We start from the raw sequence: 25,113 nt of genomic DNA, 5'->3' as shown, positions 1-25,113 counted from the left end.
GGGTGCTGAGCGAGTTGCCATCAGCGGCGACCGATAAGGATCTGGATGGCCTGTTGCCGTGGAATCAGGATGAGGCTATGCCGGTGTAGTTAGTGGACCGCTTACCTCTATTTCGTGGACTCTATCCTCTATTGCGGCAGCGGCCCGGCGGCTGGTTGCGCACAGTTGAACTCGCCCAATGCCATGATCTCATCTCGCTGGGCAGCGAACTCCCGGTATGGCAGCAAAATCATTGCACATGAGCTTGGCCACACATTTGGACTGAGACACAGAAGGCTGGGTGGCAACCTGATGAACCCACTTCTACTACCCGGGACCGACCTTTTTGCTTTCGAGGGCCAGCAAATGCTCAGGAGCTCGTTGCTGCAGTGGGATAAAAGTGAGTATTTCATGGAGATAAATCCAATAGCGGTGGTAGCAGAGCCAACCCTGGTACCAGAGCCCCGAAGCCTCCTCCTTGGGACGGTGTTGGCAATGGGTTTGCTGGTAAGGAAATTCCGTTTTGCGCGCGGGTCGCGATCCCGCGTTGCCGTCACGGGCAAGGACCCGGCTTTCGGATAGTGCGGTTCGCATTGAGAACGTCACTATCGAAAACCCATAGCCTCCTGGCCACGAAAAGGCTCGCCCCAACGAAGACCAGGACGGGCCGATTCTCGAAACCATTCAGGCCAGACCTATTCCTTTTTGTAGATCACCGTTACTGTGCCTTTCATCTTGTTTTTACCGATTTCATAATCGGGATTAAGTGTTGCTAAATTATGTGCTGCCATACCAATCGCCGAGAACAGCCCTGTTACTTGGGTGACGCCTGTAGGTACAGCCATGCCCGCTATTGCAGCACTCCTATATTCTGTATAGACCCTGCACCGAAGACCTGTCTTTTCTATCGCTCCTTCGATTTTGTTTACTGTGAAGGATATATCTTTAACCGCAACCACCTGGAACGATTTTTTGTTCGATACGAGGTCGGATACCTTGCTTTCAGTTAATTCGTCAGAGGTGAATTTATAAATATCTATATCGGTCATCATTTTCTCCATGCACTGTTGTGCCTTATATTTATAGGCGCGACTAAAAGGCCTAATAGCGTATTAAACCGTATGCTGGACTTACCCCTCCAGCATACTGAGCCCTCTAGCTGTTGCCCTTCGTTAAGAATCAACGTAGGTTAACCAGATACCTCTCTACCGATTTGAAAACCGGAACTGACGAATTTTTCAGTTTGGATTCTGGTATTCCAAAAATAAATCTGCTCAGATTTTCATCCCTGCTTATAAATCCCTGACAAATGAAAGGTCATCCTGCGTCCCATCGTGAAGTGTCATAAACAGCGTGAAGTACCCTTCGTCATCAAACAGTTGACGTAGAGCCCAGGAAACCCGCTCTCCATTATTCAACTTCACACCAAGTGTAACGATATCATTATCCAGATCGACGGACTGCACAGTAACCGGTATTCGCGTTCCGTTAATGCTCAATGTTTTTGGTTGTCCGATCAAATCAACCGTAATCATTGCTCCATCCGAATCACCACGCCAAACACCGCTAACGTCAGAAAGCGTCTGACGCTCTGTTTCCTCGATATAGGCAGGACTCAAGGTTGATATACCTACCAATAAAATAAATGCGACTAATGGGAACCCGATCGCGCCCGCCGGCTTTGCAAGAAAGCCAGGCAAGCCGCTCCATATCTTTTCATCATGCATGACTTTACGAAAATAGTCATAGTTCGCCAGCTGTCCACAAATTACTGCTGATGGTATCCAATAGAGAACGGCGGGAAGTGCTACCCCGATAACGGCTTCGACGAGTGTCAGAAAAGCAGCCAGAACCCACATCGCCCCAAGGATTATCGCGCCTTTCACCCACATTGCTTTGAAGAAGTAGTAAAATGAACCGAACAGGAATCCCCAGATATTAAAAGAAACCTTGCTCTTTTCCTTGAAGCCAAGCGCCTTGTACTCTTCAGATCCCATGGCCTTGTAGATAAACTCTTCGTCCGCACCGATCCTGCGGAGAATATCAAACTTCTGCTTCCAGGCTTCGCTTACATTTTTCGTGATTTTTTCATCGATAGAACCAGTTTCAGTCATTCGGGTGCTCCATTTATTTATACTCGTCAGATTTCTTTTATTGGCACGGGATAGGCGCTCCTGACACTGGCACCAAGGCTCGCACTCATTCCCTTGACGCCATTGCTAGCTCGCTGGAATTGAAGACAATAGATTATCTTTTTCTGATCTGAATTCAGTGGAACTCAATAGTTTTTCTTTCGAATCATTAAACTCCTGGTCTGACAAAGCTCCTAAAGCACGCAGCTTTTCGAGCCTTTCAAGCAAATCCAGCAATGGCGTTTGTGAAGGTGCCGGCGATGATGTCTGCGAGGCACTCTTCTCGCCCAACTCCTTAATCCACCTATTTGCCAGACTTGCCATAACCTTGACAGTTGACTTATGGCAGTTGTCAATGACGAGCATCCTGCTTCCCAAATCAACAGATATTTTACCGAACATGAAACCTTGTGATCCCGATACAGCCTGCACTCGGTCATGCCGAATACTTTGGCTGTCAACCGAGCTTGTCAGCATTGCAGCGTCAAGAAACAAAAATCTGTCACTGGTAAGTACGACGAGCCATGTATTGGTACCAAAATCGAACGAATTCGAGGTATCGGTCTGGTCCATCATTCCAGATGTTAACGCAAACACCACTTCATTTGGCTCCAGATATTCAGGCAAGGCTTTAAGCTCTTTTTTGGTTCCAAATGAGTCAAGCTCAATTTCGTTTAGCTTGCATATGGATTTCCAATCTCTTTCTCGGGTGTATTCAGCGTAGCTTTCGTAATTGTCCATTGTTTCCTCGCTATCTATGAAGAATAACGCCAAGCTTGCGAAAATTTTGGATCCGCGAAGCGCGTTGAGAAAATTGCCCGGCGAGAGCGCTCAAGCACTTTGCCGATCAGGTGATAGGGTTTGCGATCAGGAACGAGGCGGGGCGACACGTTAGCAATATCCTCGGGTACCCGGCCTTTGGGCCGTGCTGACTGGGTCGCGGCGACGAAGAGAAAGGGGGGAGCAAGGTTCCAAAGCTTTTCCCGTGGCGACTGCAGGGTGACGGCGAAGCCCATTTTGCTGTCCAAGTTAGCTTTATTACTATTAGTTCACTTCACTCTAGAGCATGTCGTTAGAACTTTCTGAAAAACATTGTAAAACGGCAATCGATTTAAAGCTTTAGCACCACAAAAAAACCCGCCCCAGCAAAGCCAGGACGGGCCAAAACCTCTAAACCGGTTTTCCCAGGCGATCAACCCACCATCAGGTAACCCCCCACGGCAGCCAGGCCAGCCCCAACCCCGCGCGCCACACGGTTGTCGGCCTTCATCAGCAGCGCCCCCAACCCACGCCCGGCAAACGTAATCCCCAGCGTCGCAATGGAGAACCCGGCCAGGTAGGCCGCCAGCATGGCGCCCGAAGGCATTTCCGTACCATGGGCATAGCCATGGAACACCATGAACGCCACAACCAGCGTACCACCCACAGCAGTAGGCAGCTTGGCCATGGCAGCGATAAGGATGCCGGCGACCATGACGGACAGGACAATACCCGTCTCAACGCCCGGCAGGGCAATTCCGGCGAAGGCAATACCAGCGCCCAGGATCATGCCGCCCACAACAAACAGCGGGGTGGCCTTTTTCATCAAGTCGCCCTGGCGGACACTCCAGAAGCCGATGGCGGCCATGGCCAGCAGGTGGTCCAGGCCGAGCATGGGGTGCAACAGGCCGCTGGTGAAGCCGCCGGTGCCGTGGCCGGTGTGGGCGGCGGCTGTGGAGGCTGTCAGCAGCAGTGCGGCGAAGGTGAGCAGTTTGGTGGTCAGTTTCATGTCGTCACTCCTGATCAGTTTGAATTCGTTGTCTTGCCTGGTATCAGGCGGAAGCGCTTAGCTTTTCCGGGCGCCGTTCGGGCAGCATGCCCTTCTCCAGGATGAAGCTGATGATGGTTTCCAGCCCTACCCCGTCGTACAGGTTGGTGAAGACGAAGGGGCGTTCACCGCGCATTTTTTTGCTGTCCCGGTCCATGACGTCGAGGGAGGCGTGCACCTGCTCCGCGATGTCGATCTTGTTGATGATGAGCATGTCGGATTTGGTGATGCCGGGGCCGCCCTTGCGGGGGATTTTGTCGCCGGCGGAGACGTCGATGACGTACAGGGTCAGGTCGCTGAGTTCGGGGCTGAAGGTGGCGCTGAGGTTGTCGCCGCCGGATTCGACCAGGACGAGTTCGAGGTCCGGGTGGCGGCTCTGGAGGTCGTCGATGGCCGCCAGGTTCATGGAGGCGTCCTCGCGGATGGCGGTGTGGGGGCAGCCGCCGGTTTCGACGCCCAGGATGCGGTCTGCGGCAAGCGCCTCGTGTTTGAGGAGGAAGTCGGCGTCTTCCCTTGTGTAGATGTCGTTGGTGACTACGGCGATGTTGTAGTGGTCCCGCAGGGCCAGGCACAGCTGGCGCAGCAGTGCGGTTTTGCCGGAGCCTACTGGGCCCCCTACTCCTACTCTCAGGCAGTGTTTCATTTTGATGCTCCTAATGCGGTGTTCTTGTCTGGGTTTCGGAGGCTGCTTTTCGGGTTCCGGGGTGGGCTGCGGGCCGAGATCCCTTTCCGGGACACGCCGTTAATACGTCCATGTAGGCTCGGAAAAAACATCCCTGTTTTTTACGGTCCCGGAAAGGGATCTCGGCCCACTGCCTTCGGACTTTGGTGCAGCTCTCCTCTTTTCTTAACTCCGGAATAATCGGGAGTACTGTGTTTCATGTAAGGCACTGGCCAGCGCCAGGCCCGGCAATATCGGTCCGAGTTCTTCGTCGGTTCTTGCCAATGCCTCGTCTACCGCCACTACCAGTTGTGGTCGTAGCTGTTCGGTCAGTCGCTGGGCAGCCGTATGGCCCAGGGGTAGTGCTTTGCAGGCGACCGCCAGCTGGTTTTCCAGCCAGGACCAGGCGAAGCCGAGCATTGTCTGGCGTACCGGGACGTGCCGTTTGTGCGCCGCCCAGGCGAACAGGGTGACGTAGCCGGGGGTGGCCGGCAGCAGGTTGCTGCTCGGGGCCAGGTCCAGGCTTTTGAGCAGCGTCAGCAGTGCCGCGCCCAGGCGGGTGTCTTCGTCCACCAGTTCGGCGGTTTCCCGGGTGGCGTGGAGCCACTGGTTCCAGTGGGCGACCGCTTGCGCATCGCCTTCTGCCCAGGCGGTCTGCAGGCGGTTCAGCAGCGGCAGTTCGCAGCGGCTGAGGCCGTCTTCCAGTACGCCTTCAATCCATTCGCCCAGTTCCTGTTCGTTGTTGACCCAGCCCAGTTCGAAGGCGCTTTCCAGGCCCTGGGACCAGGCGAAGGCGCCGATGGGCAACGCCGGGCTGACCAGTTGCATCAGGCCCAGCAGGGCCAGGTCGGCCTGTGGGTCGGTGTCAGTGCGCATGGCTATGGCCGTGTTCATGGCTGTGGTCGTGGTTATGGCCGTGACTGTGACCATGGCTTTGGCCGTCGCGGCCGGCTTTGTCGTAGGCGCCGGGTTCGGGGTCGAAGGGTGCCTGGTGGTGTTCCAGTGTCGCGCCCAGGCGTTCGGCCAGTTCTTCGAGCACGTGGTCTGGCGGAAAGCGGACCCAGCCGGCGCCGTCGCTTTCGACGCCGATGGCCAGTTGCACGTGGCGGTTGCCCAGGTGGTAGCAGAGCCTGGCCAGGGGCAGGCCTGCGTCGATGTGAGCGGTTACTACCGGCTCGTCCGCTGCTTTTATGCGGATGATCTCGCCGGTGTTGGCCTGCAGGCAGTCGCCGCTGCGAAGGACCGGGCCCCGGTCGAGGAACAGGCCGACGTCGTGGCCGGTGTCGGTGGTGGCCCGCAGGCGGCCGCGGATGCGCAGTTCCAGCGGCAGGGTCAGGGTGTCGTGGATTTCCGCCTGCTCCATGGGTTCGATGCGTTGTGTCAGTTCCAGCATGTGGTCAGTCCTCAGAACAGGTGGTAGCGCTGGGCCAGGGGCAGTTCGGTGGCCGGTTCGCAGGTGAGCAGTTCGCCGTCGGCATGCACTTCGTAGGTTTGCGGGTCTACGGTCAGGTGCGGGCAGGCGTCGTTGAGTTTGAGGTCGCCCTTGCGCACGTTGCGGACGTTTTTGCAGGCGGAGAGCGTGCTGCGCAGGCCCAGTTCCTTGCCGATGCCGGCGTCAAAAGCGGCCTGGCTGACGAAGCTGAGCCGGGTCTGGCTGGCGGCACGGCCGAAGGCGCCGAACATGGGGCGGTAGTGGACTGGCTGCGGCGTGGGAATCGACGCGTTCGGGTCGCCCATGGGTGCGGCCGCAATCATGCCACCCTTGATGATGGTGGACGGTTTGGTGCCGAAGAACGCTGGCTTCCACAGCACCAGGTCCGCCAGTTTGCCCACTTCGATGGAGCCCACGTCGTGGCCGATGCCGTGGGTGATGGCCGGGTTGATGGTGTACTTGGCGATGTAGCGTTTGGCGCGGAAGTTGTCGGTGCCCCGCTCTTCGTCTTCCGGCAGCAGGCCGCGCTGGACTTTCATTTTGTGGGCGGTCTGCCAGGTGCGGCATACCACTTCGCCTACCCGACCCATGGCCTGGGAGTCGGAGGCGATCATGGAGATCACGCCCATGTCCTGGAGGATGTCTTCTGCGGCGATGGTCTCACGGCGTATGCGGCTGTCGGCGAAGGCCACGTCTTCCGGGATGTTGGGGTCCAGGTGGTGGCAGACCATGAGCATGTCCAGGTGCTCGTCGATGGTGTTGACGGTGTAGGGCCGTGTGGGGTTGGTGGACGACGGCAGTACGTAGTCTTTGGAGCACGCGGTGATGATGTCTGGCGCGTGGCCACCGCCGGCCCCTTCGGTGTGGTAAGTGTGGATGCAGCGTTCCTTGAAGGCGGCCAGGGTGTCTTCCACAAAGCCGGACTCGTTGAGGGTGTCGGTGTGGATGGCGATCTGGACGTCGTACTTGTCGGCCACGGTCAGGCAGTTGTCGATGGACGCGGGGGTGGTGCCCCAGTCTTCGTGGAGTTTGAGGCCCATGGCGCCGTACTTGAGTTGCAGCTCCAGGGACTCGGGCAGGCTGGCGTTGCCTTTGCCGAGGAAGCCGATGTTCATGGGCATGTCGTCGACGGCCTGGAGCATTTTGCCGATGTGCCAGGGGCCGGGGGTGCAGGTGGTGGCGTTGGTGCCGGTAGCCGGGCCGGTGCCGCCGCCGAGCATGGTGGTGATGCCGCTCATCAGCGCTTCGTCGATCTGCTGGGGGCAGATAAAGTGGATGTGGGCGTCGATGCCGCCGGCGGTGAGGATTTTGCCTTCACCGGCGATGATTTCGGTGCCCGGGCCGATGACGATCTGTACGTCCGGCTGGGTGTCGGGGTTGCCGGCTTTGCCGATGGCGGCGATTCGGCCCTGCTGGATGCCGACGTCGGCTTTGACGATGCCCCACCAATCGAGTATCAGGGCGTTGGTGATGACGGTGTCCATGACGGTGTGGTCGGCCCGCTGGCTCTGGCCCATGCCATCACGGATGACTTTACCGCCGCCGAATTTCACTTCGTCGCCGTAGTGGGTGGCGTCGCTTTCCACTTCGATCCACAGTTCGGTGTCGCCCAGGCGGACGCGGTCCCCGGTGGTGGGGCCGTACATGTCGGCGTAGGCCTGTCTACTGATTTTCATGTTGTTGCCTCGCTTTCTGGATTCCGGGGGGAGGAGCCGATCGGGTAAGGCTTTCCGGGACACGCCGTAGATACGTCCCTGTAGGCTCTTCGAAAACGTCCCTGTTTTCGAAGGTCCCGGAAAGCCTTACCCGACCGTCTGCCCTGAATTTGGTTGCAGGCCTCAAAGCTTTCCCATGACTTCTGCTCGAAAGCCGTAGATCTCTCGTCCACCCGAATACGGGATCAGCGTAACTTCGCGGGTCTGGCCGGGTTCGAATCGGATCGCCGTACCAGCCGCCACGTCGAGGCGATAGCCTTTAGCCTTGGCTCGATCAAACCGGAGCGCCGGGTTGGTTTCGGCGAAGTGGTAGTGGGAGCCGACCTGGATCGGGCGGTCGCCGGTGTTGGCCACTTCGACGGTGATGCGCTCGCGGCCGGCGCAGAGTTCGATGTCGCCGTCCTGGATGTGGTATTCGCCGGGAATCATCTGCATCTCCTTAAACGATCGGGTTGTGGACCGTTACGAGTTTTGTTCCGTCCGGGAACGTTGCCTCTACCTGCACTTCGTCCACCATTTCCGCCACACCTTCCATGACGTCTTCACGGGTGAGCACTTCGCGGCCGGCGCTCATCATGTCGGCGACGCTGCGGCCTTCACGGGCGCCTTCCATGATTTCGGCGCTGATCAGGGCGACGGCTTCCGGGTAGTTGAGTTTCAGGCCCTTGGCCTTGCGCCGTTCCGCCAGCAGGGCGGCGGTGAACAGCAGTAGCTTGTCTTTGTCTCTGGGTGTCAGTTCCATCGTTTTGCTCCGATGTGTCCGGCGTTCGTTGTTTACCCCCTCTCCCCTGGAGGGAGAGGGTTGGGGAGAGGGGGGAGAGCCCCACTCCGGAGTTGGCTACCTTGGGCGCCTTTGGCGCCTCCCCCTCTCCCCGGCCCTCTCCCTCGTTGGGGAGAGGGAGTGTTTGCTCGTCCCTCTGCTTCGTCTCGTCTTGATCCCAGGCTGGCGGCCTCTTTGCTCCCTCTCCCTTGAGGGGAGAGGGCTGGGGTGAGGGTGGAGTCGGCAACTCTGTAGTCCGATCTCGGCGCCCTGCGGGCGCTCCCCCTCACCCTGGCCCATTATTCACACCTTCGGTGCTCACCCTTCGGGCCAGCCTTCGGCTGTTCTGCGCTTCGCTTGTCCCGCGTTGGGGAGAGGGGACGGTATTTCAGGCTCTCTGCTAGCCGGCTCGCTCTGCTGCAGGCTCGCGACTTTTTGCTCCCTCTCCCTTGAGGGGAGAGGGGATGATGTTTCAGACTCTCTACCTCGACCGCTAGCTGCTACGTCAGCCAGATCCTCGGTATATGGGCCGGCTGGCCGGTCAGTCTTGGTCTCAGTATTTCCCAGGCCTGTTGGCAGATGGCCCAGGCTTCGTTGCGTTCATTGCCCAGGTAGCGCAGCAGAAGGACACCTCCACGGCGGGTTACCGCCCAGCGGGGGTTGTCCGGCAGCTTGGCTCGCAGCTGCTCGATGGCGGCGGCTTCATCTTCCAGGCCCACGGTCCACAGGGTGGCCTGTACGGTGTGGCCGCCCTGCCCCCATTTGCCTTTGAAGCGGCGGTGTTTGGGGTCCAGGGTCTGGCGTTCCTGCCATACGGGTACGCCGCCACGGGTGAGCTGGAAGCGTTGCTCCAGCTGGCCGGTGGCGAAGGGCAGTTCGCTGGCCGGGCGACCCAGGGCGAGCACTTCCCAGCCGATGCACTGGCTGCGGCTGCCCATGTCAATGGTGGTGGTCTGGGTGCCCCGGGAGCCGTCGAAGGCGAGGGTTTCCTGGGGCAGGTATTCCAGGGTGCCGCCGTCTTCCACAGTCAGGTGCACGTGTTGCGCCCAGGCAACGCCGTGGCTGTCGGCCTTGTAGAGTTTGGCGGCGGCCGGGGTGGTCAGCAGGGCGTGGGCACCGGTGCCAACCGTGGCGTTGATCTGCAACGCGTCGCCGCTGACCAGTCCGCCTGGCGGGTGCAGCAGGTAGACGTGGCAGCAGCCATGGCGGCCTTCCGGGTAGAAGGGTCGCTGCACCCGCAATGGTCCTTGGTGCCGGGCCGTGGCCATGCGGGTGACCGGGCGGCCGTTCTGTTGCCGGCCTTCGAAGCCCAGGGTCAGGCTGGCGGCCCAGTGGCGGCCCTGGTCGAAGCGGTGGCCGGAGTTGGCGACCTCCGGTAGCGGCTGGTAGATGGTCATACCGTCAGGTATTGCTTGATGAGTGCATCGGACAGCTCGGCAATCTCGCCCCCGGCCATGCGGCGGCCCCGGTCGATGATGGCGAAGCGGTCGGCGAATTTGCGGGCGAAGGGGAGCTTCTGCTCCACCAGCAGCACGGTCAGGCCGTCTTCGGCGATCAGCCGGCGAATGACTTCGCCGATCTGGGTGACGATGTTGGGCTGGATGCCCTCCCCCGGTTCGTCCAGGATCAGCAGCCGGGGCTCAAGGACCAGGGCGCGGCCGATGGCCAGTTGTTGTTGCTGGCCGCCGGAGAGGTCGCCGCCGCGGCGGTTTTTCATTTCCTTGAGTACCGGGAACAGTTCGTAGACGCGCTCGGGGATGGCTTTCTGGCCATCACCCCGGGCTGCCAGGCCGGTGCGCAGGTTCTCTTCCACGGTAAGCAGCGGGAAGATCTGGCGCCCCTGGGGCACGTAGCCGATGCCCAGGCGGGCGCGCTGCTCCAGCGGCTGTTTGGTGAGTTCCACGTCGTCGGCAAAGCGGATACTGCCGTCAGCCACGGTTTCCTCGCCCATGACGCATTTCATCAGGGTGGTCTTGCCCACGCCGTTGCGGCCCATGACGCAGGTGCATTGCCCCTGCGGCACATCCAGATTCAGGTCCCAGAGGGTGTGGCTTTCGCCGTAAAACTGGTTCAGTTTCTCAATCTGCAACATCAGGCTTCCTCCCCCAGGTACACCTTGATCACTTCCGGGTCATTGGAGACCTGGTCCATGGTGCCTTCCGCCAGCACACTGCCCTGGTGCAGCACGGTGACCTTGCGGGCGATGGAGCGAACAAAGCCCATGTCGTGTTCCACTACCACCACGGACTGCTTGCCCGCCAGGCTGGTGAGCAGCTCGGCGGTGCGCTCCATTTCCTGTTCGGTCATGCCGGCCACGGGTTCGTCCACCAGCAGCAGCCGGGGCTTCTGGGCCAGCAGCATGCCGATTTCCAGCCACTGCTTCTGGCCATGGGAGAGGATGCCGGCGGGGCGGTCCCGCAGATCCTGCAGATGGATGGTTTCCAGCACTTCGTCGATACGCTCGCGATGCTCCGGCTTCAGGGTGGCGGTCAGTGTGGGGAACACCCGCTTGTCAGCCGCCATGGCCAGTTCCAGGTTCTCGAACACGGTCAGGGCTTCGAACACCGTGGGCTTCTGGAACTTGCGGCCGATGCCCAGGCTGGCGATTTCCGGCTCGCTCATGGTGAGCAGGTTATGGCGGCTGCCGAACCAGACGGAACCCGTATCAGGCGTGGTCTTGCCGGTAATGATATCCATCATGGTGGTCTTGCCGGCGCCGTTCGGGCCGATGATGCAGCGCAGCTCGCCGTCGTCGATGGTGAGGTTGAGGTTGTTGATGGCCCTGAAGCCGTCAAAGCTGACGTTGACGTCTTCCAGGTACAGGATCGGGCCGTGGCGGACGTCCACCGGGGAATCGGTGGGCGTCAGGAAGTTGAAGACCCGGTCCCGGGCGGCCAGTTCGGTCATGATGCTCATGCGGTGGCCTCCGCGGTGGTAGTGGATTCAGTCGGGCCGTCGCCGCCATCCCTGGACTTGCGGCGCTTTTTCAGCAGGCCGGCGATGCCCTGGGGCAGGAACACGGTGACCAGCACGAACAGGGCACCCAGGGCGAACAGCCAGGCGTCCGGCATTACGCCGGTGAATACGGTCTTGGCGTAGTTCACCAGGATGGCGCCGATCACCGCACCGTAGAGGGTGGCGCGGCCGCCCAGGGCTACCCACACCACGATCTCGATGGAGAAGATGGGGGAGAATTCGCTGGGGTTGATGATGCCCACCTGGGGCACGTAGAGCGCGCCGGCGACGCCCGCCAGCATGGCGGACACCACGAACACGAACAGCTGCACCCGCTCGACCCGGTAACCGAGGAATCGTGTGCGGGCCTCGGCGTCACGACAGGCCACGCTGACCCGCCCCAGCTTGCTGGTGACGATGCCCCGGCACACCACATAGCCGATGGCCAGGGCGATGCCGGTGGCAATGAACAGCCCCAGTCGGGTGGCGTCGGTGCGCAGGTTGAAGCCGAGGATGTCCTTGAAGTCGGTCAGGCCGTTGTTGCCGCCAAAGCCCATCTCGTTGCGGAAGAAGGCCAGCATCAGGGCGAATGTCAGCGCCTGGGTGATGATGGACAGGTAGACGCCGGTCACCCGGGAGCGGAAGGCCAGCCAGCCGAACACCAGCGCCAGGGCACCGGGCGCCAGCAGCACCATGGCAAAGGCGAACCAGGCCATGTCGAAGCCGTGCCAGTACCAGGGCAGCTCCTGCCAGTTCAGGAACACCATGAAGTCCGGCAGGATGGGGTCACCGTAGGTGCCCCGGTCGCCGATCTGGCGCATCAGGTACATGCCCATGGCGTAACCGCCGAGGGCGAAGAAGGCACCATGGCCCAGGCTGAGAATACCCAGGTAGCCCCACACCAGGTCCACGGCCACCGCCAGCAGCGCATAACACAGGTACTTGCCCAACAGGGTGACGGTATAGGCCGAGACGTGCAGTGGGTTGCCTTCCGGCAGCGCCAGGTGCAGTACGGTTACCACAATCAGGGCAAGGAACAGGATGCCCAGGAACAATTGCGTCGAGCGTTCCTGCAAGGGTCTAGTAAGCCACATAACGTATCCCTTCAATCGTTTGTTCTGGTCCACTGCGGGTGACGGTATTGTTGATACAGGACACGTCTAACCCTCCGCGGCCCGGCCTTTCTGGGGGAACAGTCCCCGCGGCCGCTTCTGGATGAACAGGATGATGAACACCAGCACGATGATCTTGGCCAGCACGGCACCCGCCCAGGGTTCCAGCAGCTGGTTGATGGTGCCCAGGGTCAGGCCGGCCACCAGGGTGCCCCAGAGATTGCCGACACCGCCGAAGACCACCACCATGAAGGAATCGATGATGTAGTTCTGGCCCAGGTTGGGGCCCACGTTGGTGAGCTGTGACAGGGCCACGCCCGCCAGCCCGGCCACACCGGAGCCCAGGGCGAAGGTCATGATGTCGACACGGGTGGCCTTGATGCCCATGGAACGGGCCATGGCCCGGTTCTGGGTGACGGCGCGCACTTCCAGCCCCAGGCGGGTGCGGCGCATGATCAGCATCAGGGCGGCAAACACCACCAGGGCGAAACCCAGCACGTACAGGCGGTTGAGGGTCAGCGACAGGGCGTCGTTGATGACCAGCGAGCCGCTCATCCACTCCGGCGTGACCACGGTGCGGTTCAGGGGCGAGATCACGGTACGCACCAGTTGCTGCAGGATCAGGCTGACCCCGAAGGTGGCCAGCAGGGTTTCCAGGGGCCGCCCCTTGAGGAACTGGATAACGCTGCGCTCGATGGCAATGCCTGCCAGCGCCGCCACCAGGAAGCCGGCGGGAATGGACAGGATCAGCGCCAGGCCCGGCTGGCCCGGCAGCAGTTGCTGCATGCCCCAGGTGGTGTAGGCACCCAGCATGATCAGCTCGCCATGGGCCATGTTGATCACGCCCATAACGCCAAAGGTGATGGCCAAGCCGATGGCGGCGAGCACCAGCACGGAGCCCAGGGACAGGCCGAAGTAGAGCGTCTCGGCGGCCCGGTTCAGTTTCAGTTTCTGTTCGATGGAGGCCAGCGCCTTTTCAGCCGCTGCCCGGAAGGCGGGGTCGTCCGAGGCGACAGCACTGTTGAGTGCGGCCCGGGCCCGCGGGTGCAGGCTGCCGGAGAGTACCTCGACGGCTTCCACACTGCCCTGCTCTTCCACCTGATAGATGGCGACGGCCTGCTCCAGGCGGCTGCGGACCGCAGCGTTGGGCTCTTCTTCAATGCGGGCAGTGACATCGTCGATCACCGCGTCGTCCACCTTGCCCATCAGATCCAGGGCGGCGGTTTCACGAACGTCGACGTTGTCGGAATACAGGTCGAGCATGGCCAGTACACCGGCCAACTGACGACGTACCGCGTTGTTGATGGCAATCCGGTCCAGGTCCCGACGGGACATTTCCCCCAGGTCTTCTCCGGTCAGGGCGTCGGCCACTTCCCAGTCGCGACCGCGGTTGTTCAGCACAATCACGATCTGGCCGGTGTCTTTTACCTGACTCAAGCGATTGTTGCCGTAGGCTTCCAACCAGGCGCGGGCGCGTTCATGGCCGCTGGTGGCGATGGCCTTGATGGCCGCTTCGGTATCCCGGGGCGAGGCGTCGGACAGCTGCTCCAGCAGTGCCTCTGGGGTCTGGTCCTGCTGGGCCGAGGCGATGCCCACGGGCGTGATCAGCAAGACCATAAGGAAGAAGGTGAGCCCTCGGAGGATGCTCATGGTGTCGTCCTGTCTGGTGTCTGGATGGATTGAGATCAGGGGGTCATACCGGGGCGGCTGCACCGCCCCGGCGGGTCACTTATTCGGCAGCCGCGGCCTGCTCACCGGCAGACGCGCCACACTTGCCTTCCTTGACGTTGAAGTTGCCGCAGCGCATCGGGGCGCGCCAGTCGGCAATCAGGTCACGGGAACCCGGCAGGAAGTCTGACCAGGCATCACCAGCCACCGTGGCCGGGGTTTTCCAGACCACAGAGAACTGGCCGTTGTCCTGGATCTCACCAATCAGTACCGGTTTGGTGATGTGGTGGTTGGGCATCATGGTGGCGTAGCCACCGGTCAGGTTGGGAACGGTGACACCGATGATGGCGTCCTTGACCGCGTCCACGTCGGTGGTTTCAGCCTTCTTGACCGCCTGCACCCACATGTTGAAGCCGATGTAGTGGGCTTCCATCGGGTCGTTGGTGACCGCTTCCTCGTCACCGGTGTACTCGATCCACTGGTCGATGAAGTCGTAGTTGGCGTCGGAATCCACGCTCATGAAGTAGTTCCAGGCGGCCAGGTGACCCACCAGCGGTCCGGTGTCGATACCGGACAGTTCCTGCTCACCCACGGAGAAGGCGACAACCGGAATATCGGTGGACGAGATGCCCTGGTTGCCCAGCTCACGGTAGAAGGGCACATTGGCATCACCGTTGATGGTGGAAACCACGGCGGTTTTCTTGCCGGCGGAACCGAAGGTCTTGATGTCAGACACAATGTTCTGCCAGTCGGAGTGGCCGAACGGAGTGTAGTTGATCATGATGTCTTCTTTCGCCACACCCTGATCCATCAGGTAGGTTTCCAGGATCTTGTTGGTGGTGCGCGGGTAGACGTAGTCGGTGCCCGCCAGTACCCAGCGCTCGACACCGATTTCGTTCATCAGGTAATCCACCGCCGGGATGGCCTGCTGGTTGGGCGCGGCGCCGGTGTAGAAGACGTTCTCGGAAGACTCTTCACCTTCGTACTGGACCGGGTAGAACAGCAGGCCGTTCAGCTCTTCAACCACCGGCAGTACCGACTTACGGGACACAGAGGTCCAGTTGCCGAAGATGACGTCCACTTTTTCCTGAGCCAGCAGCTCACGGGCCTTTTCCGCAAACAGGGGCCAGTTGGAGGCGGGGTCAACCACCACGGCTTCCAGCTCACGGCCCAGCAGGCCGCCTTCGGCATTCTGCTTCTCGATCAGCATTTCCACGGTGTCTTTCAGGGCGGTCTCGCTGATCGCCATGGTGCCGGACAGGGAGTGGAGCACACCTACCTTGATGGGATCTTCCTCGGCATGGACGACAGTCGCGCCGGCACCCAGTACCGCAGCCGCTACAACGCTGGCCAGTTGTTTCTTGAATGTTGTCACGTGCATATCCTCGCAGTTTCAGTTGTTTGTGCGCTTCTTTGGCGCGGGGCGGATTTCATCCATCCGCCTTGTGCACTGAGATTTGCAAGTGATATGCCAGCAATGACAATTATTACTTTTTCTCTCTAAAACAATGGCCTGTAAATCAGGTGGGCCATCTGGGCGTTTTTCCTGGCACGATTATAGTGCGCCACCTCCAGGCCATCGCACCAGATTCGTTCGGTCATCCGGCCCAATGTTCTTATTTGGTGCGCCCGGGTGGCCAGCTCCTCATTACCGTGCCCACTTTTAAGTCGCTGGCCGGTTCGCCGGCCGGACGGCCCCAAAAACCCGGGCACACCGCCCTTTTTTGCGTGTTAACCGGAACTAGTGATCCATTCACTCTGTCATTCTGTAAATGACTAAAATTGACAACTAAAAGCCGAGGTTGCCAGAGCGTCATGCTGTTAGCGGTCTTGTCGGGGTTCCTGCTTGCGGTTCTGACACCACTTCTTCATCGCCTGTCCGGGCACGCGCTGGGGTGGGTGCTGGCGCTTTTGCCCGCCAGCCTGGCGATCTACTTTGGCTCTCTTGTTCCCCTGGTCAGCGACGGCGGCTCGTTGGTTGTGGAATACCCCTGGCTGCCGGGACTAGACATCACCCTGGATTTCCTGGTGGATGGTCTGTCACTGGTCTTTGCCCTGCTGATCAGTGTCATCGGTACTTTTGTGCTGATCTATGCCGGCGCCTATCTGCGGGGCCACCCCTACCTGGGGCGTTTCTTCGTCATCATTCTGGCCTTCATGGCCTCCATGCTTGGCCTGGTGCTGTCAGACAACCTGCTGACCCTGTTCGTGTTCTGGGAACTGACCAGTATTACCTCCTATTTGCTGATTGGCTTTGACCACGACCGCGCCGATGCCCGCAAGAGCGCCCTGCAGGGCCTTTTCGTTACCACGGCCGGCAGCCTGGCGCTGATGGCGGGGCTGATCCTGCTGGCCATGATGACCGGCAGTTACTCCCTCAGCGACATACTGGCCTCCAGCGACCCGCTCCATGAGCATGCGCTTTACGCGGGTATGGTGGTCTGCATCCTGGCCGGGGCACTGACCAAGTCAGCCCAGGTGCCGTTCCATTTCTGGCTTCCCAATGCGATGGCGGCGCCGACCCCGGTTTCCGCCTACCTGCACTCGGCCACCATGGTGAAGGCCGGCATCTACCTGATGGCCCGTCTCAATCCGGCCCTGGGGGAAGGGGCGCTGTGGGGCACGCTGCTGATGGGCTTTGGCGCCGCCACCATGATCGTGGGCGCCTGGTTCGCCTTCACCAGCACCGGCATCAAGAAGGTGCTGGCCTATTCCACGGTGATGACCCTGGGTACCCTGACCATGCTGATCGGAGTGGGTACGGAACTGGCGCTAACGGCCTTCATCGGGGTGCTGGTGGCCCACTCCCTGTACAAGGGCGCGCTGTTCATGGTTGCCGGCATAGTGGACCACGCCACTGGCACCAAGGACCTGCGGGAGCTGGGCGGGCTGCGCAGGCGGATGCCGGCGACCACGGCGTTCGCCCTGCTCGCCGCCATGTCCATGGCCGGGTTGCCACCGCTGTTCGGGTTTATTGCCAAGGAGCTGACGCTGGAGGCGGTGCTGACGACGCCTTTGTGGTCGGCGTTTCTGACCCTGGCGGTTGTGCTTGCCTTTATGCTGGTGGTCGGCGTCGCCGCCCTGGTGTCGGTAAAGCCCTTCTTCGGTGCGGTGACGGCGACCCCCAGGACACCCCATGAGGCCCCCATCGCCATGCTGGCGGGGCCGGTGGCGCTGTCGTTGGCAGCGCTGGCTTTTGGCCTGGCGCCCCACCTGCCGGAAACCGCCATCCTGCAGGCCGCGATGGGTGCTGTTGCCGGCGCGCCTGTGGATTCCTACCTGGCCCTCTGGCACGGCATCAATGTGCCCCTGGTGCTATCGGTGGTGAGCCTGGTGACCGGTGTTGTGCTTTACCGCCTGTGGCCGCGAATCCAGCCTGACCTGAACGCGATCAATACCGCGGCGGCCCGCTATGGCCCCGAGGCGACCTATTTCCGGTTCATGGAGGGCATCAGTGCGCTTGCCAGCTGGCAGACCCGGCGCCTGCAGAACGGCGTGCTGGGGCATTACCTGCTGGTGCTGGTTGCCGTCACCTTTGGGCTGACGGGGCTGACCCTGGTGCTGCGGCATGAGATTTCCCTTGGTTTCAACCTGTCCGGCAGTCGTTTCTACGAGTGGGGCATCGCGGCGTTGCTGGTGGCGTCCGCCGTCTTCGCCAGCCGTACCCGTTCGCGCCTTGGCTCCGTGGCTTCCCTGGGGGTGCTGGGGTTTTCGGTCGCCCTGGTGTTCATTCTTTTCAGCGCTCCGGACCTGGGTATTACCCAGCTGCTGGTGGAGACCCTGACCGTGGTCCTGCTGGTACTTGTGCTGTTCAGACTGCCGGAATTCGTCAGCCTTTCCTCGCGCTTTGAGCGGTTCCGGGACCTGACCATAGCCATCCTGGCCGGGGTGGTGGTAACCCTGCTGATGCTGGCCGGACTGGAGACCCGCTACTTCGAGTCGATTTCCGCCTACTACAGCGAGAATGCGGCACCGTTGGCCCAGGGTCGCAATATCGTCAACGTGATACTGGTGGACTTCCGCGCCCTGGATACCCTGGGTGAGATCTTTGTACTCGCCCTGGCAGCGATCGGCATCCACAGCATGCTCAAGCTCAAGGCGGAGGACCAGCACCGGCCATGAAGTCCAACACCCTGATCCTGCATACCGCCGCCCTGTTCATCATGCCCCTACAGCTGATGTTCTCGGTATTCCTGCTGTTACGGGGGCACGACGAGCCAGGAGGCGGCTTTATCGGTGGCCTGGTGGCGGCCAGTGCCTTTGTGATCCACGCCTTTGCCTTTGGCCAGGACGCCACCCGCAAGATCATGCGGGTCTGGCCCGGTGATTTCCTGGCGGCGGGCCTGTTGCTGGCCCTGGCGTCCACCCTGCCGGCCCTGCTTGCCGGCCAGCCCATCCTGACGGCGCACTGGTGGCCTATTCCGTTGCCGGGGGAGGGCTATTTCAAGCTGTCGTCGGTACTGATTTTTGATGTCGGAGTCTACCTGGCGGTGCTGGGCACCATAACCATATTCGTGATCGGACTGATGGAGGCAGAGCAATGAAGCCACGGGAACGGTTCCGGCCAGAGGTCCGGCACGTCGTTGGGCCGCCCCGGGGGAGGTCGCCATGGAAAGCCTGATGGCCTACGTGGTGGGCATCCTGTTTGCGGCCGCCATCTACATGATGTTGCGCCGCTCCATTGTGAAGCTGGTGATTGGCCTGATCCTGCTGAGCAATGCCGCCAACCTGCTTATCTTCGTGATGGCGGGCATGACCCGGGGGTCGCCCCCGCTGATCCCGGAAGGCGCGCTGGCGCCGGCGGCCACCGTGGCCGACCCGTTGCCCCAGGCGCTGATTCTGACCGCTATCGTGATTGCCTTTGGTGTGCTGGCGTTCTCGGTGGTGCTGATTCGCCGGGCGTACGAAGTGGTCGGAACGGATGACCTGGACCAGATGAAGGATACCGACACTTGATTCCGGAACTTGCGCTTCCCATCCTGATCCCCCTGTTTGCCGGCGCCCTGTCGCTGGCCCTGTGGCGCTCGGTACGCAGCCAGCGGGTGCTGGCGGTGCTGTCGACGCTGGCCATGCTGGCGAGCGGTATCGGGTTGCTCCGCAGCACCCTGGAGCAGGGCTTCATGGTGATGGAGGTGGGCAGCTGGCCAGCCCCGTTCAGTATTGTGCTGGTGGCCGACGTGTTTGCCGCCATCATGGTGGTGCTCAATGGCATCATCGGGCTGGCCATTGCGGTCTATTCTCTCGCCTCAACACCCCGGGGCCATGAGAAGTTCGGCTACTATCCCCTGATGCACCTGCTGCTGGCCGGTGTGGGCGGCGCCTTCCTGACCGGCGATATCTTCAACCTGTTCGTGTGGTTCGAGGTGATGCTGCTGGCCTCGTTCGCCCTGCTCACCCTGGGCGGCGAAAAGGCGCAGATGGAGGGGGCCATCAAGTATGTGACCCTGAACCTTTTCTCGTCTGCCATCTTCCTGTCCGCCGTGGGCCTGCTCTACGGCACGCTTGGCACACTCAACATGGCGGACATCGCGCAGAAAGTGGCCACGCTGGAGGACGCCGGCATGGTTACCGTGATCTCCATGATGTTCATGGTGTCGTTCGGCATCAAGGCCGCAGCCTTCCCGCTGTTTTTCTGGCTGCCAGCGTCCTACCACACCCCCCCAGGTGGCGGTGTCGGCACTGTTCGCCGGGCTGCTCACCAAGGTGGGGGTGTACGCCCTGTTCCGGGTGTTTACGCTGATGTTTACCCAGGATGTCGGCTATACCCACAGCATCCTGCTCTGGGCCGCCGCGCTGACCATGGTCACCGGCGTGCTGGGAGCCGCCGCCCAGTTCGAGTTCCGCCGCATTCTGTCGTTCCACATCGTCAGCCAGATCGGCTACATGATCCTGGGGCTGGCGCTTTACACGCCGCTGGCGATCATTGGCGGCATTTTCTACGTCATGCACCACATTATTGTGAAGACCAACCTGTTCCTGGTCAGTGGCATCGTCTACCGCATGCTGGGCAGTTACGAACTGAAGGACCTGGGTGGGGTCTATCGCTACAGGCCGCTGCTGGCGGTGCTGTTCCTGATTCCCGCCCTGTCGCTGGCGGGTGTGCCGCCGCTGTCCGGGTTCTTCGGCAAGGTGATCCTGATCCGCGCCGGTCTTGAGGCCGGGGCATGGGTGATTGCGGGCATCACCCTGGTGGTGGGCCTGCTGACGCTCTACTCCATGGTCAAGATCTGGGCGGAGGTCTTCTGGAAGCCGGTTCCGGCGCACGTCACCGACACCGGCAGACTGGAGGGCACCGAAAAGCTGGCGCAGCATTCCTGGGCCTACTACCTGCCGGTGGTCAGCCTGGCGACCTGCACAGTGCTCATCGGGCTGTGGGGGCAGCCGCTGTTTGAACTGGCGGAAACCGCCGCCGGCCAGCTGCTCAACCCACAGGGTTATATCGATGCGGTATTGGGTGAAAGAACCGGAGGGGTAACGCGGCCATGATCGGCTTCTTCTGCAATGTCATGCTGGCCCTGGCCTGGGTGGCCCTGAGCGGTTCCTTCACGGCGCTCAATTTCTTCGTGGGTTTCGCGTTCGGCTTCCTGGCACTGATGACGCTACAGGGCCAGGTCGCCGTCCTGGACGGCTACGCAAAGCGTGTGGCCCGCTGTGTCGCTTTCGTCGGCTACTTCGTGGTCGCCCTGTTCAAGGCCAATTTCCGGGTCGCCTACGACGTCGCCACACCGGTGTGGTACATGAAACCCGGCGTTATCGGGCTGCCGCTGGAGGCACGCACAGACACCGAAATCATGTTTCTTTCGAGCCTGATATCCCTGACCCCGGGCACCCTGAGCCTGGATGTGTCAGACGATCGCAGGGTGCTGTTTATTCATGCCATGTTCCTGCAGGACGAAGAGGCTCTGCGCGCCGAGCTGAAAGACCTTGAACACCGACTGCTGAACATCATGCGCTAGGGAGGCAGACTTGCTGATCATTGCTATCAAGATTGTCTATGTGATGCTGTCACTGTCGTTGCTGATGGCTTTTATCCGGCTCAGCAGGGGCCCCTCGCTGCCGGACCGGGTCGTCTCCCTCGAGCTGATCGCCTCGATCGTGGTGGCCTTTGTGGGTGTTCACGCCATTGATTCCGGCGTCTCCAGCCTGCTGGATGTTGCCATAGTGCTTGCCCTGACCTCTTTCCTGGCGGCGGTGGGCTTTGCGAGATTCCTGGAACGGGGAGGCCCGAGATGATGGAGTGGCTGGTCGCGATCTTTCTGCTTGCCGGCAGTACATTCGTGCTGCTGGCGGCTGTGGGTATTGTCCGCCTGCCGGACCTGGCCACCCGGATGCACGCCTCCACCAAGGCCGGCGCCCTGGGCGCCATGATGATCATGGCCGCCGTGGCTGTGCACTATCTGGATCAGCCGGCCGTGGTCACCCGGGCAATCGCCATTGTGATCTTCATCCTGATTACCGCCCCGATTGCCGCCCATGTCATTGGCCGCGCCGGATACTTCATCGGCATCCCGCTGTGGGAGGGCACCATCAAGGACGAACTGCGGGACCGCTATGACCCGGAAACCCACGCGCTGGGGAGCGGACTTGCGCCCCGACAGGACGATGGCAACGGCCCTGCACCGCACAGGCCCGATGATCCGCCGCGAGACCACTGATCGTACCTGCCCCTCTGTTACACCGCCCAAAAGCCGCGGTTCCGGATAGCGGCGCCTGACGTTTCCCTGCTTCTCCCGCCTGATCGCGCCAGACAACTCTGGCCTTTGGTTAGCGGAAAACTTGACCTGCGTCAGTCGCCACGTATGATCTGGACCGTGCACCAACAAGGAGTCGCAATGATTCTTCAGCCCCGTTCTGCCCCTTACCGGCCAATGCCAGGCATGAACCCGGCCCTGTCGCACGTGCCCGCCGTACACCTGAGCGGCCGCCTGCCCTATTTTCCGGACCCGCCCGCTGGCCGGTAGCGGGCCGTTGGTGCCGGGGCACCAAGGCTGCTTTACTGATCGAATGACCCGACGGGGACGCCGGGGCGCAGCAAGGTCGCTGCCCGCCACAAATCAGAAGAAACGGAAAACGAGGTTGCGATGACACTGTCGCTGGTGGTGCTACTACCATTTCTGGGGGCCATTGCCGCGCCCCTGTTCGCCCAGGCCGGGCGAACAGCCATTGCCATAGCCTCTTCAGTGCCCGCACTGCTGGCACTGGCCACCCTGTTCCCCATGTGGAGCACCCTGGCGGAGGGCGGAACCATCGTCCAGACGCTGGAATGGCTACCCCAGCTTGGCATCAACGTCAGTTTCCGGCTGGATGGCCTGTCGCTGATGTTCGCGCTGCTGATCCTGGTGATCGGCTTGCTGATCATCCTTTACGCCCGCTACTACCTGAAGGCCAGCGAGAACGTCGGCAAGTTCTACGCCATGCTGCTGTGCTTCATGGGCTCCATGCTAGGCATTGTGCTGTCCAGCAACCTGTTGCTGATGATGGTGTTCTGGGAGCTCACCAGCCTGACTTCATTCCTGCTGATCAGTTTCTGGAACCACAAGCAGGATGCCCGCCGTGGTGCCCGGATGGCCCTGGCCATTACCGGTGGCGGCGGCCTGGCGCTGCTGGCCGGCATCCTGCTGATCGGGCGCATTGTTGGCTCCTTCGAGCTGGATGCGGTGCTGGCCGCCGGCGACCAGATCAAGGCCCACGCCCTCTACCCCTACGCCCTGACGCTGGTGCTGCTGGGTGCCTTTACCAAATCCGCCCAGTTCCCGTTCCATTTCTGGCTACCCCACGCCATGCAGGCGCCCACGCCGGTATCCGCGTACCTGCACTCCGCCACCATGGTGAAGGCGGGTATCTTCCTGATGGCGCGGCTGTATCCGGCACTGGCGGGCACCGAACAGTGGTTCTTCATGGTCAGCTTCACCGGCATGGCCACCCTGCTGATCGGCGCCTACATTGCGTTGTTCAAACATGACCTCAAGGGCCTGCTGGCATATTCCACGGTCAGTCATCTGGGCCTGATCACCCTGCTGCTGGGCATGGGCACGCAACTGGCGGCGGTGGCCGCGCTGTTCCATATCATCAACCATGCGATCTTCAAGGCGTCGCTGTTTATGGCCGCCGGTATCATCGACCACGAGACCGGCACCCGGGATATGCGGCAGATCAACGGGCTCTGGAAGTACATGCCCCACACCGCCACCCTGGCCATGGTGGCGGCGGCCTCCATGGCCGGGGTACCCCTGCTGAACGGCTTCCTGTCCAAGGAGATGTTCTTCGCCGAGGCCCTGAGCCTGAACCTGCCCGGCATCTGGGCCTGGATTCCGCCCATTGTGGCCACCCTGGCGGGCGTGTTTGCGGTGGCCTATTCGGCGCGCTTTATCCACGATGTGTTCTTCAACGGCGCCCCTCGAAACCTTCCTGTGTTCCCGCCCCATGAGCCGCCCCGGTACATGAAGATTCCGGTGGAGATCCTGGTGGTGGCCTGCATTCTGGTGGGGCTGTTCCCGGCCTTTTCCGTGGGCCCGCTGCTTCATGCCGCAGCCGCGGCCACCCTGGGTGGCCAGGTTCCGGATTACGGCCTGGCGGTGTGGCATGGTTTCAACCTGCCATTGATGATGAGCTTTGCGGCCTTCCTCGGCGGCCTGATCATGTATCACTACCGGCAGGCGTTCTTCGATTTCCATGACCGGTTCAAGGAGATCGACGAGAAAGCGGTCTTCGAGGCCGCGGTGACCTGGCTGGTGAACCGCGCCCGCCGCCTGACCGCCCTGCTGGAGAATGGCTCTCTGCAGCGCTACGCCATGCTGCTGGTGCTCAGCGCCGTGGTGGTCGCCCTGGCCCCACTCTGGGGCATGGGCCTGATTGGCAGTAACGGACTGACGCCCATCGACTGGCCCAGTGCCATTGGTGCCGCCATCCTGATCTTCTGCACGCTGGCCACGGTCTATATCCGGCGGGAGCGACTGACCGCGCTGATCATGCTGAGCGTGGTGGGACTGTTCGTGTCCCTGACCTTTGCCCGCCTGTCCGCCCCGGACCTGGCCATGACCCAGATCTCGGTGGAGGTAGTCACCATTGTGCTGCTGATGCTGGCACTGTTCTACCTGCCGTCGTGGACACCGTCAGAGGGTTCGAAGGCACGCCACACCCGTGACCTGATCATCGCCGGCGTGGCGGGTGCAGGCATGGCGGCGGTCACGCTGGCCATGCTGACCAGCCCGTTCAGCTCCATCTCCGACTACTTCATCGAGAACAGCAAACCCGGCGGTGGTGGCACCAACGTGGTCAATGTGATCCTGGTGGACTTTCGGGGCTTTGATACCCTGGGCGAGATCACCGTGCTGGCCATTGCCGCCCTGGGCATCTACGCCATGCTGCGTAACCGTGAGCTGCAGGCTCCGCCCACCGACGGCCAGGGCCACCCCTGGGCGTTTGACGCGCACCCCACCATGCTCAAGCAGATGTCACGGCCGCTGCTGCCACTGGCGCTGATGGTGTCGGCGTACATCTTCCTGCGTGGGCACAACCTGCCCGGTGGTGGCTTTATCGCCGGGCTGGTTACTGCCATCGCGCTGCTGATCCAGTACATTGCCAGCGGCGACAACTGGACCCAGGCCCGGGTCAATGTGCGTTATCACAACGTGCTCGCCCTCGGGCTGTTCTTCGCGACGGTGGCAGGCGCCGGCAGCCTGGTGTTCGACTATCCGTTCCTGACCTCCACCTTCACGTACCTGAAGTGGCCCGTCGTGGGCAAGTTCGAGGTGGCATCGGCGCTGGTCTTCGACCTCGGCGTGTACCTGACGGTGGTAGGCGCCACCCTGCTGGCACTGGTCAGCCTGGGCAGGCTGACACCCAGCGGTCGGCCCATGAGCCGAACCGAAGCACGGGAGGAGTCATAACCC

The 25,113-nt window shown here is 61.3% G+C and carries 25 protein-coding genes and 1 pseudogene; 10 read left to right on the top strand and 16 right to left on the bottom strand.

Features of this window, described 5'->3' with window-relative positions:
* The first annotated feature begins 114 nt into the window (after window positions 1-114).
* On the top strand, window positions 115-561 hold the full coding sequence (locus tag ACFOZ5_RS15215) for a reprolysin-like metallopeptidase (RefSeq protein ID WP_379888817.1): 447 nt from the start codon (window positions 115-117) through the stop codon (window positions 559-561).
* Between the two features lie 113 nt (window positions 562-674).
* On the opposite strand, the gene ACFOZ5_RS15210 is transcribed toward ACFOZ5_RS15215, so the two are convergent.
* The 16 genes from ACFOZ5_RS15210 to urtA form a co-directional block, all read right to left on the bottom strand.
* Entirely contained in the window at window positions 675-1,028 is a 354-nt protein-coding gene (locus ACFOZ5_RS15210) for a hypothetical protein (RefSeq protein ID WP_379888815.1), read from the bottom strand.
* 243 nt (window positions 1,029-1,271) lie between these two features.
* Window positions 1,272-2,093 (bottom strand): DUF2628 domain-containing protein, encoded by an 822-nt coding sequence (locus tag ACFOZ5_RS15205; protein WP_379888813.1) that lies wholly within the window; start codon window positions 2,091-2,093, stop codon window positions 1,272-1,274.
* Between the two features lie 105 nt (window positions 2,094-2,198).
* A complete protein-coding gene (locus tag ACFOZ5_RS15200; protein WP_379888811.1) occupies window positions 2,199-2,852 on the bottom strand; it encodes a PH domain-containing protein in 654 nt (217 codons plus the stop codon).
* A gap of 451 nt (window positions 2,853-3,303) precedes the next feature.
* Entirely contained in the window at window positions 3,304-3,879 is a 576-nt protein-coding gene (locus ACFOZ5_RS15195; protein ID WP_379888809.1) for a HupE/UreJ family protein, read from the bottom strand.
* 43 nt (window positions 3,880-3,922) lie between these two features.
* Window positions 3,923-4,561 carry an urease accessory protein UreG gene (gene ureG / locus ACFOZ5_RS15190; RefSeq protein WP_379888807.1) on the bottom strand — a complete coding sequence of 213 codons (639 nt, stop codon included), beginning with the start codon at window positions 4,559-4,561 and terminating at the stop codon, window positions 3,923-3,925.
* A 204-nt stretch (window positions 4,562-4,765) separates the two neighbouring features.
* The gene (locus ACFOZ5_RS15185; protein WP_379888805.1) at window positions 4,766-5,473 is read right to left on the bottom strand and encodes an urease accessory protein UreF; all 708 of its coding nucleotides are present in this window, start codon (window positions 5,471-5,473) and stop codon (window positions 4,766-4,768) included.
* Complete coding sequence (gene ureE, locus ACFOZ5_RS15180) at window positions 5,445-5,972, bottom strand: urease accessory protein UreE (RefSeq protein ID WP_379888803.1); 528 nt, start codon at window positions 5,970-5,972, stop codon at window positions 5,445-5,447. The genes ACFOZ5_RS15185 and ureE overlap by 29 nt, the downstream gene beginning before the upstream one ends.
* An 11-nt stretch (window positions 5,973-5,983) precedes the next feature.
* Window positions 5,984-7,687 carry an urease subunit alpha gene (gene ureC, locus ACFOZ5_RS15175; RefSeq protein WP_379888801.1) on the bottom strand — a complete coding sequence of 568 codons (1,704 nt, stop codon included), beginning with the start codon at window positions 7,685-7,687 and terminating at the stop codon, window positions 5,984-5,986.
* Between the two features lie 162 nt (window positions 7,688-7,849).
* Window positions 7,850-8,155 carry an urease subunit beta gene (locus ACFOZ5_RS15170; RefSeq protein WP_379888799.1) on the bottom strand — a complete coding sequence of 102 codons (306 nt, stop codon included), beginning with the start codon at window positions 8,153-8,155 and terminating at the stop codon, window positions 7,850-7,852.
* A gap of 10 nt (window positions 8,156-8,165) precedes the next feature.
* Complete coding sequence (gene ureA, locus ACFOZ5_RS15165) at window positions 8,166-8,468, bottom strand: urease subunit gamma (protein WP_379888797.1); 303 nt, start codon at window positions 8,466-8,468, stop codon at window positions 8,166-8,168.
* Between the two features lie 518 nt (window positions 8,469-8,986).
* The gene (locus tag ACFOZ5_RS15160; protein ID WP_379888795.1) at window positions 8,987-9,883 is read right to left on the bottom strand and encodes an urease accessory protein UreD; all 897 of its coding nucleotides are present in this window, start codon (window positions 9,881-9,883) and stop codon (window positions 8,987-8,989) included.
* The gene (gene urtE, locus ACFOZ5_RS15155) at window positions 9,880-10,578 is read right to left on the bottom strand and encodes an urea ABC transporter ATP-binding subunit UrtE (RefSeq protein WP_379888793.1); all 699 of its coding nucleotides are present in this window, start codon (window positions 10,576-10,578) and stop codon (window positions 9,880-9,882) included. Before urtE ends, ACFOZ5_RS15160 begins: the two co-directional genes overlap by 4 nt.
* Window positions 10,578-11,402, bottom strand: a complete 825-nt coding sequence (gene urtD, locus ACFOZ5_RS15150) for an urea ABC transporter ATP-binding protein UrtD (RefSeq protein ID WP_379888791.1) — start codon at window positions 11,400-11,402, stop codon at window positions 10,578-10,580. Before urtD ends, urtE begins: the two co-directional genes overlap by 1 nt.
* Window positions 11,399-12,535 (bottom strand): urea ABC transporter permease subunit UrtC, encoded by a 1,137-nt coding sequence (urtC, locus tag ACFOZ5_RS15145; RefSeq protein ID WP_379888789.1) that lies wholly within the window; start codon window positions 12,533-12,535, stop codon window positions 11,399-11,401. The genes urtD and urtC overlap by 4 nt, the downstream gene beginning before the upstream one ends.
* A 66-nt stretch (window positions 12,536-12,601) precedes the next feature.
* Window positions 12,602-14,203, bottom strand: a complete 1,602-nt coding sequence (urtB, locus tag ACFOZ5_RS15140) for an urea ABC transporter permease subunit UrtB (RefSeq protein ID WP_379888787.1) — start codon at window positions 14,201-14,203, stop codon at window positions 12,602-12,604.
* Window positions 14,204-14,282: 79 nt separating this feature from the next.
* The gene (gene urtA, locus ACFOZ5_RS15135) at window positions 14,283-15,575 is read right to left on the bottom strand and encodes an urea ABC transporter substrate-binding protein (RefSeq protein WP_379888819.1); all 1,293 of its coding nucleotides are present in this window, start codon (window positions 15,573-15,575) and stop codon (window positions 14,283-14,285) included.
* A 461-nt stretch (window positions 15,576-16,036) separates the two neighbouring features.
* On the opposite strand from urtA, the gene ACFOZ5_RS15130 reads away from it, so the two are divergent.
* The 9 genes and pseudogenes from ACFOZ5_RS15130 (at window position 16,037) to ACFOZ5_RS15090 (ending at window position 25,110) form a co-directional block, all read left to right on the top strand.
* The gene (locus tag ACFOZ5_RS15130) at window positions 16,037-18,343 is read left to right on the top strand and encodes a putative monovalent cation/H+ antiporter subunit A (RefSeq protein WP_379888786.1); all 2,307 of its coding nucleotides are present in this window, start codon (window positions 16,037-16,039) and stop codon (window positions 18,341-18,343) included.
* Window positions 18,340-18,765 (top strand): Na+/H+ antiporter subunit B, encoded by a 426-nt coding sequence (locus ACFOZ5_RS15125; RefSeq protein ID WP_379888784.1) that lies wholly within the window; start codon window positions 18,340-18,342, stop codon window positions 18,763-18,765. The genes ACFOZ5_RS15130 and ACFOZ5_RS15125 overlap by 4 nt, the downstream gene beginning before the upstream one ends.
* Before the next feature lie 64 nt (window positions 18,766-18,829).
* Window positions 18,830-19,177, top strand: coding sequence for a Na+/H+ antiporter subunit C (locus tag ACFOZ5_RS15120; RefSeq protein ID WP_379888782.1), 348 nt, complete (start codon window positions 18,830-18,832; stop codon window positions 19,175-19,177).
* Window positions 19,174-20,707 (top strand): annotated as a pseudogene (locus ACFOZ5_RS15115) (Na+/H+ antiporter subunit D). The gene ACFOZ5_RS15120 and the pseudogene ACFOZ5_RS15115 overlap by 4 nt, the downstream one beginning before the upstream one ends.
* Window positions 20,704-21,177 carry a Na+/H+ antiporter subunit E gene (locus ACFOZ5_RS15110; protein WP_379888780.1) on the top strand — a complete coding sequence of 158 codons (474 nt, stop codon included), beginning with the start codon at window positions 20,704-20,706 and terminating at the stop codon, window positions 21,175-21,177. The pseudogene ACFOZ5_RS15115 and the gene ACFOZ5_RS15110 overlap by 4 nt, the downstream one beginning before the upstream one ends.
* 10 nt (window positions 21,178-21,187) lie before the next feature.
* On the top strand, window positions 21,188-21,454 hold the full coding sequence (locus ACFOZ5_RS15105; protein WP_379888778.1) for a monovalent cation/H+ antiporter complex subunit F: 267 nt from the start codon (window positions 21,188-21,190) through the stop codon (window positions 21,452-21,454).
* Window positions 21,451-21,876: a monovalent cation/H(+) antiporter subunit G gene (gene mnhG, locus ACFOZ5_RS15100; RefSeq protein WP_379888776.1), complete on the top strand. Its 426-nt coding sequence runs from the start codon at window positions 21,451-21,453 to the stop codon at window positions 21,874-21,876. Before ACFOZ5_RS15105 ends, mnhG begins: the two co-directional genes overlap by 4 nt.
* Window positions 21,877-22,053: 177 nt before the next feature.
* The gene (locus tag ACFOZ5_RS15095; protein WP_379888774.1) at window positions 22,054-22,182 is read left to right on the top strand and encodes a hypothetical protein; all 129 of its coding nucleotides are present in this window, start codon (window positions 22,054-22,056) and stop codon (window positions 22,180-22,182) included.
* Window positions 22,183-22,302: 120 nt separating this feature from the next.
* Window positions 22,303-25,110 carry a monovalent cation/H+ antiporter subunit A gene (locus ACFOZ5_RS15090; protein ID WP_379888772.1) on the top strand — a complete coding sequence of 936 codons (2,808 nt, stop codon included), beginning with the start codon at window positions 22,303-22,305 and terminating at the stop codon, window positions 25,108-25,110.
* Window positions 25,111-25,113: the final 3 nt, after the last annotated feature.

Origin of the sequence: Marinobacter lacisalsi (assembly GCF_042651045.1) — a bacterium.
Lineage (GTDB): Bacteria > Pseudomonadota > Gammaproteobacteria > Pseudomonadales > Oleiphilaceae > Marinobacter > Marinobacter lacisalsi.
The sequence above is the reverse complement of the archived record's forward strand: the minus strand, read 5'-3'. Positions and strand labels throughout refer to the sequence as shown.

What these genes read in the sequence shown, in the direction of transcription:
- ACFOZ5_RS15210 (WP_379888815.1), bottom strand. Translation starts at nt 1,028, where the DNA reads ATGACCGATATAGATATTTATAAATTCACCTCTGACGAATTAACTGAA.
- ACFOZ5_RS15205 (WP_379888813.1), bottom strand. Translation starts at nt 2,093, where the DNA reads ATGACTGAAACTGGTTCTATCGATGAAAAAATCACGAAAAATGTAAGC.
- ACFOZ5_RS15200 (WP_379888811.1), bottom strand. Translation starts at nt 2,852, where the DNA reads ATGGACAATTACGAAAGCTACGCTGAATACACCCGAGAAAGAGATTGG.
- ACFOZ5_RS15195 (WP_379888809.1), bottom strand. Translation starts at nt 3,879, where the DNA reads ATGAAACTGACCACCAAACTGCTCACCTTCGCCGCACTGCTGCTGACA.
- ureG (WP_379888807.1), bottom strand. Translation starts at nt 4,561, where the DNA reads ATGAAACACTGCCTGAGAGTAGGAGTAGGGGGCCCAGTAGGCTCCGGC.
- ACFOZ5_RS15185 (WP_379888805.1), bottom strand. Translation starts at nt 5,473, where the DNA reads ATGAACACGGCCATAGCCATGCGCACTGACACCGACCCACAGGCCGAC.
- ureE (WP_379888803.1), bottom strand. Translation starts at nt 5,972, where the DNA reads ATGCTGGAACTGACACAACGCATCGAACCCATGGAGCAGGCGGAAATC.
- ureC (WP_379888801.1), bottom strand. Translation starts at nt 7,687, where the DNA reads ATGAAAATCAGTAGACAGGCCTACGCCGACATGTACGGCCCCACCACC.
- ACFOZ5_RS15170 (WP_379888799.1), bottom strand. Translation starts at nt 8,155, where the DNA reads ATGATTCCCGGCGAATACCACATCCAGGACGGCGACATCGAACTCTGC.
- ureA (WP_379888797.1), bottom strand. Translation starts at nt 8,468, where the DNA reads ATGGAACTGACACCCAGAGACAAAGACAAGCTACTGCTGTTCACCGCC.
- ACFOZ5_RS15160 (WP_379888795.1), bottom strand. Translation starts at nt 9,883, where the DNA reads ATGACCATCTACCAGCCGCTACCGGAGGTCGCCAACTCCGGCCACCGC.
- urtE (WP_379888793.1), bottom strand. Translation starts at nt 10,578, where the DNA reads ATGTTGCAGATTGAGAAACTGAACCAGTTTTACGGCGAAAGCCACACC.
- urtD (WP_379888791.1), bottom strand. Translation starts at nt 11,402, where the DNA reads ATGAGCATCATGACCGAACTGGCCGCCCGGGACCGGGTCTTCAACTTC.
- urtC (WP_379888789.1), bottom strand. Translation starts at nt 12,535, where the DNA reads ATGTGGCTTACTAGACCCTTGCAGGAACGCTCGACGCAATTGTTCCTG.
- urtB (WP_379888787.1), bottom strand. Translation starts at nt 14,203, where the DNA reads ATGAGCATCCTCCGAGGGCTCACCTTCTTCCTTATGGTCTTGCTGATC.
- ACFOZ5_RS15130 (WP_379888786.1), top strand. Translation starts at nt 16,037, where the DNA reads ATGCTGTTAGCGGTCTTGTCGGGGTTCCTGCTTGCGGTTCTGACACCA.
- ACFOZ5_RS15125 (WP_379888784.1), top strand. Translation starts at nt 18,340, where the DNA reads ATGAAGTCCAACACCCTGATCCTGCATACCGCCGCCCTGTTCATCATG.
- ACFOZ5_RS15120 (WP_379888782.1), top strand. Translation starts at nt 18,830, where the DNA reads ATGGAAAGCCTGATGGCCTACGTGGTGGGCATCCTGTTTGCGGCCGCC.
- ACFOZ5_RS15110 (WP_379888780.1), top strand. Translation starts at nt 20,704, where the DNA reads ATGATCGGCTTCTTCTGCAATGTCATGCTGGCCCTGGCCTGGGTGGCC.
- mnhG (WP_379888776.1), top strand. Translation starts at nt 21,451, where the DNA reads ATGATGGAGTGGCTGGTCGCGATCTTTCTGCTTGCCGGCAGTACATTC.
- ACFOZ5_RS15095 (WP_379888774.1), top strand. Translation starts at nt 22,054, where the DNA reads ATGATTCTTCAGCCCCGTTCTGCCCCTTACCGGCCAATGCCAGGCATG.
- ACFOZ5_RS15090 (WP_379888772.1), top strand. Translation starts at nt 22,303, where the DNA reads ATGACACTGTCGCTGGTGGTGCTACTACCATTTCTGGGGGCCATTGCC.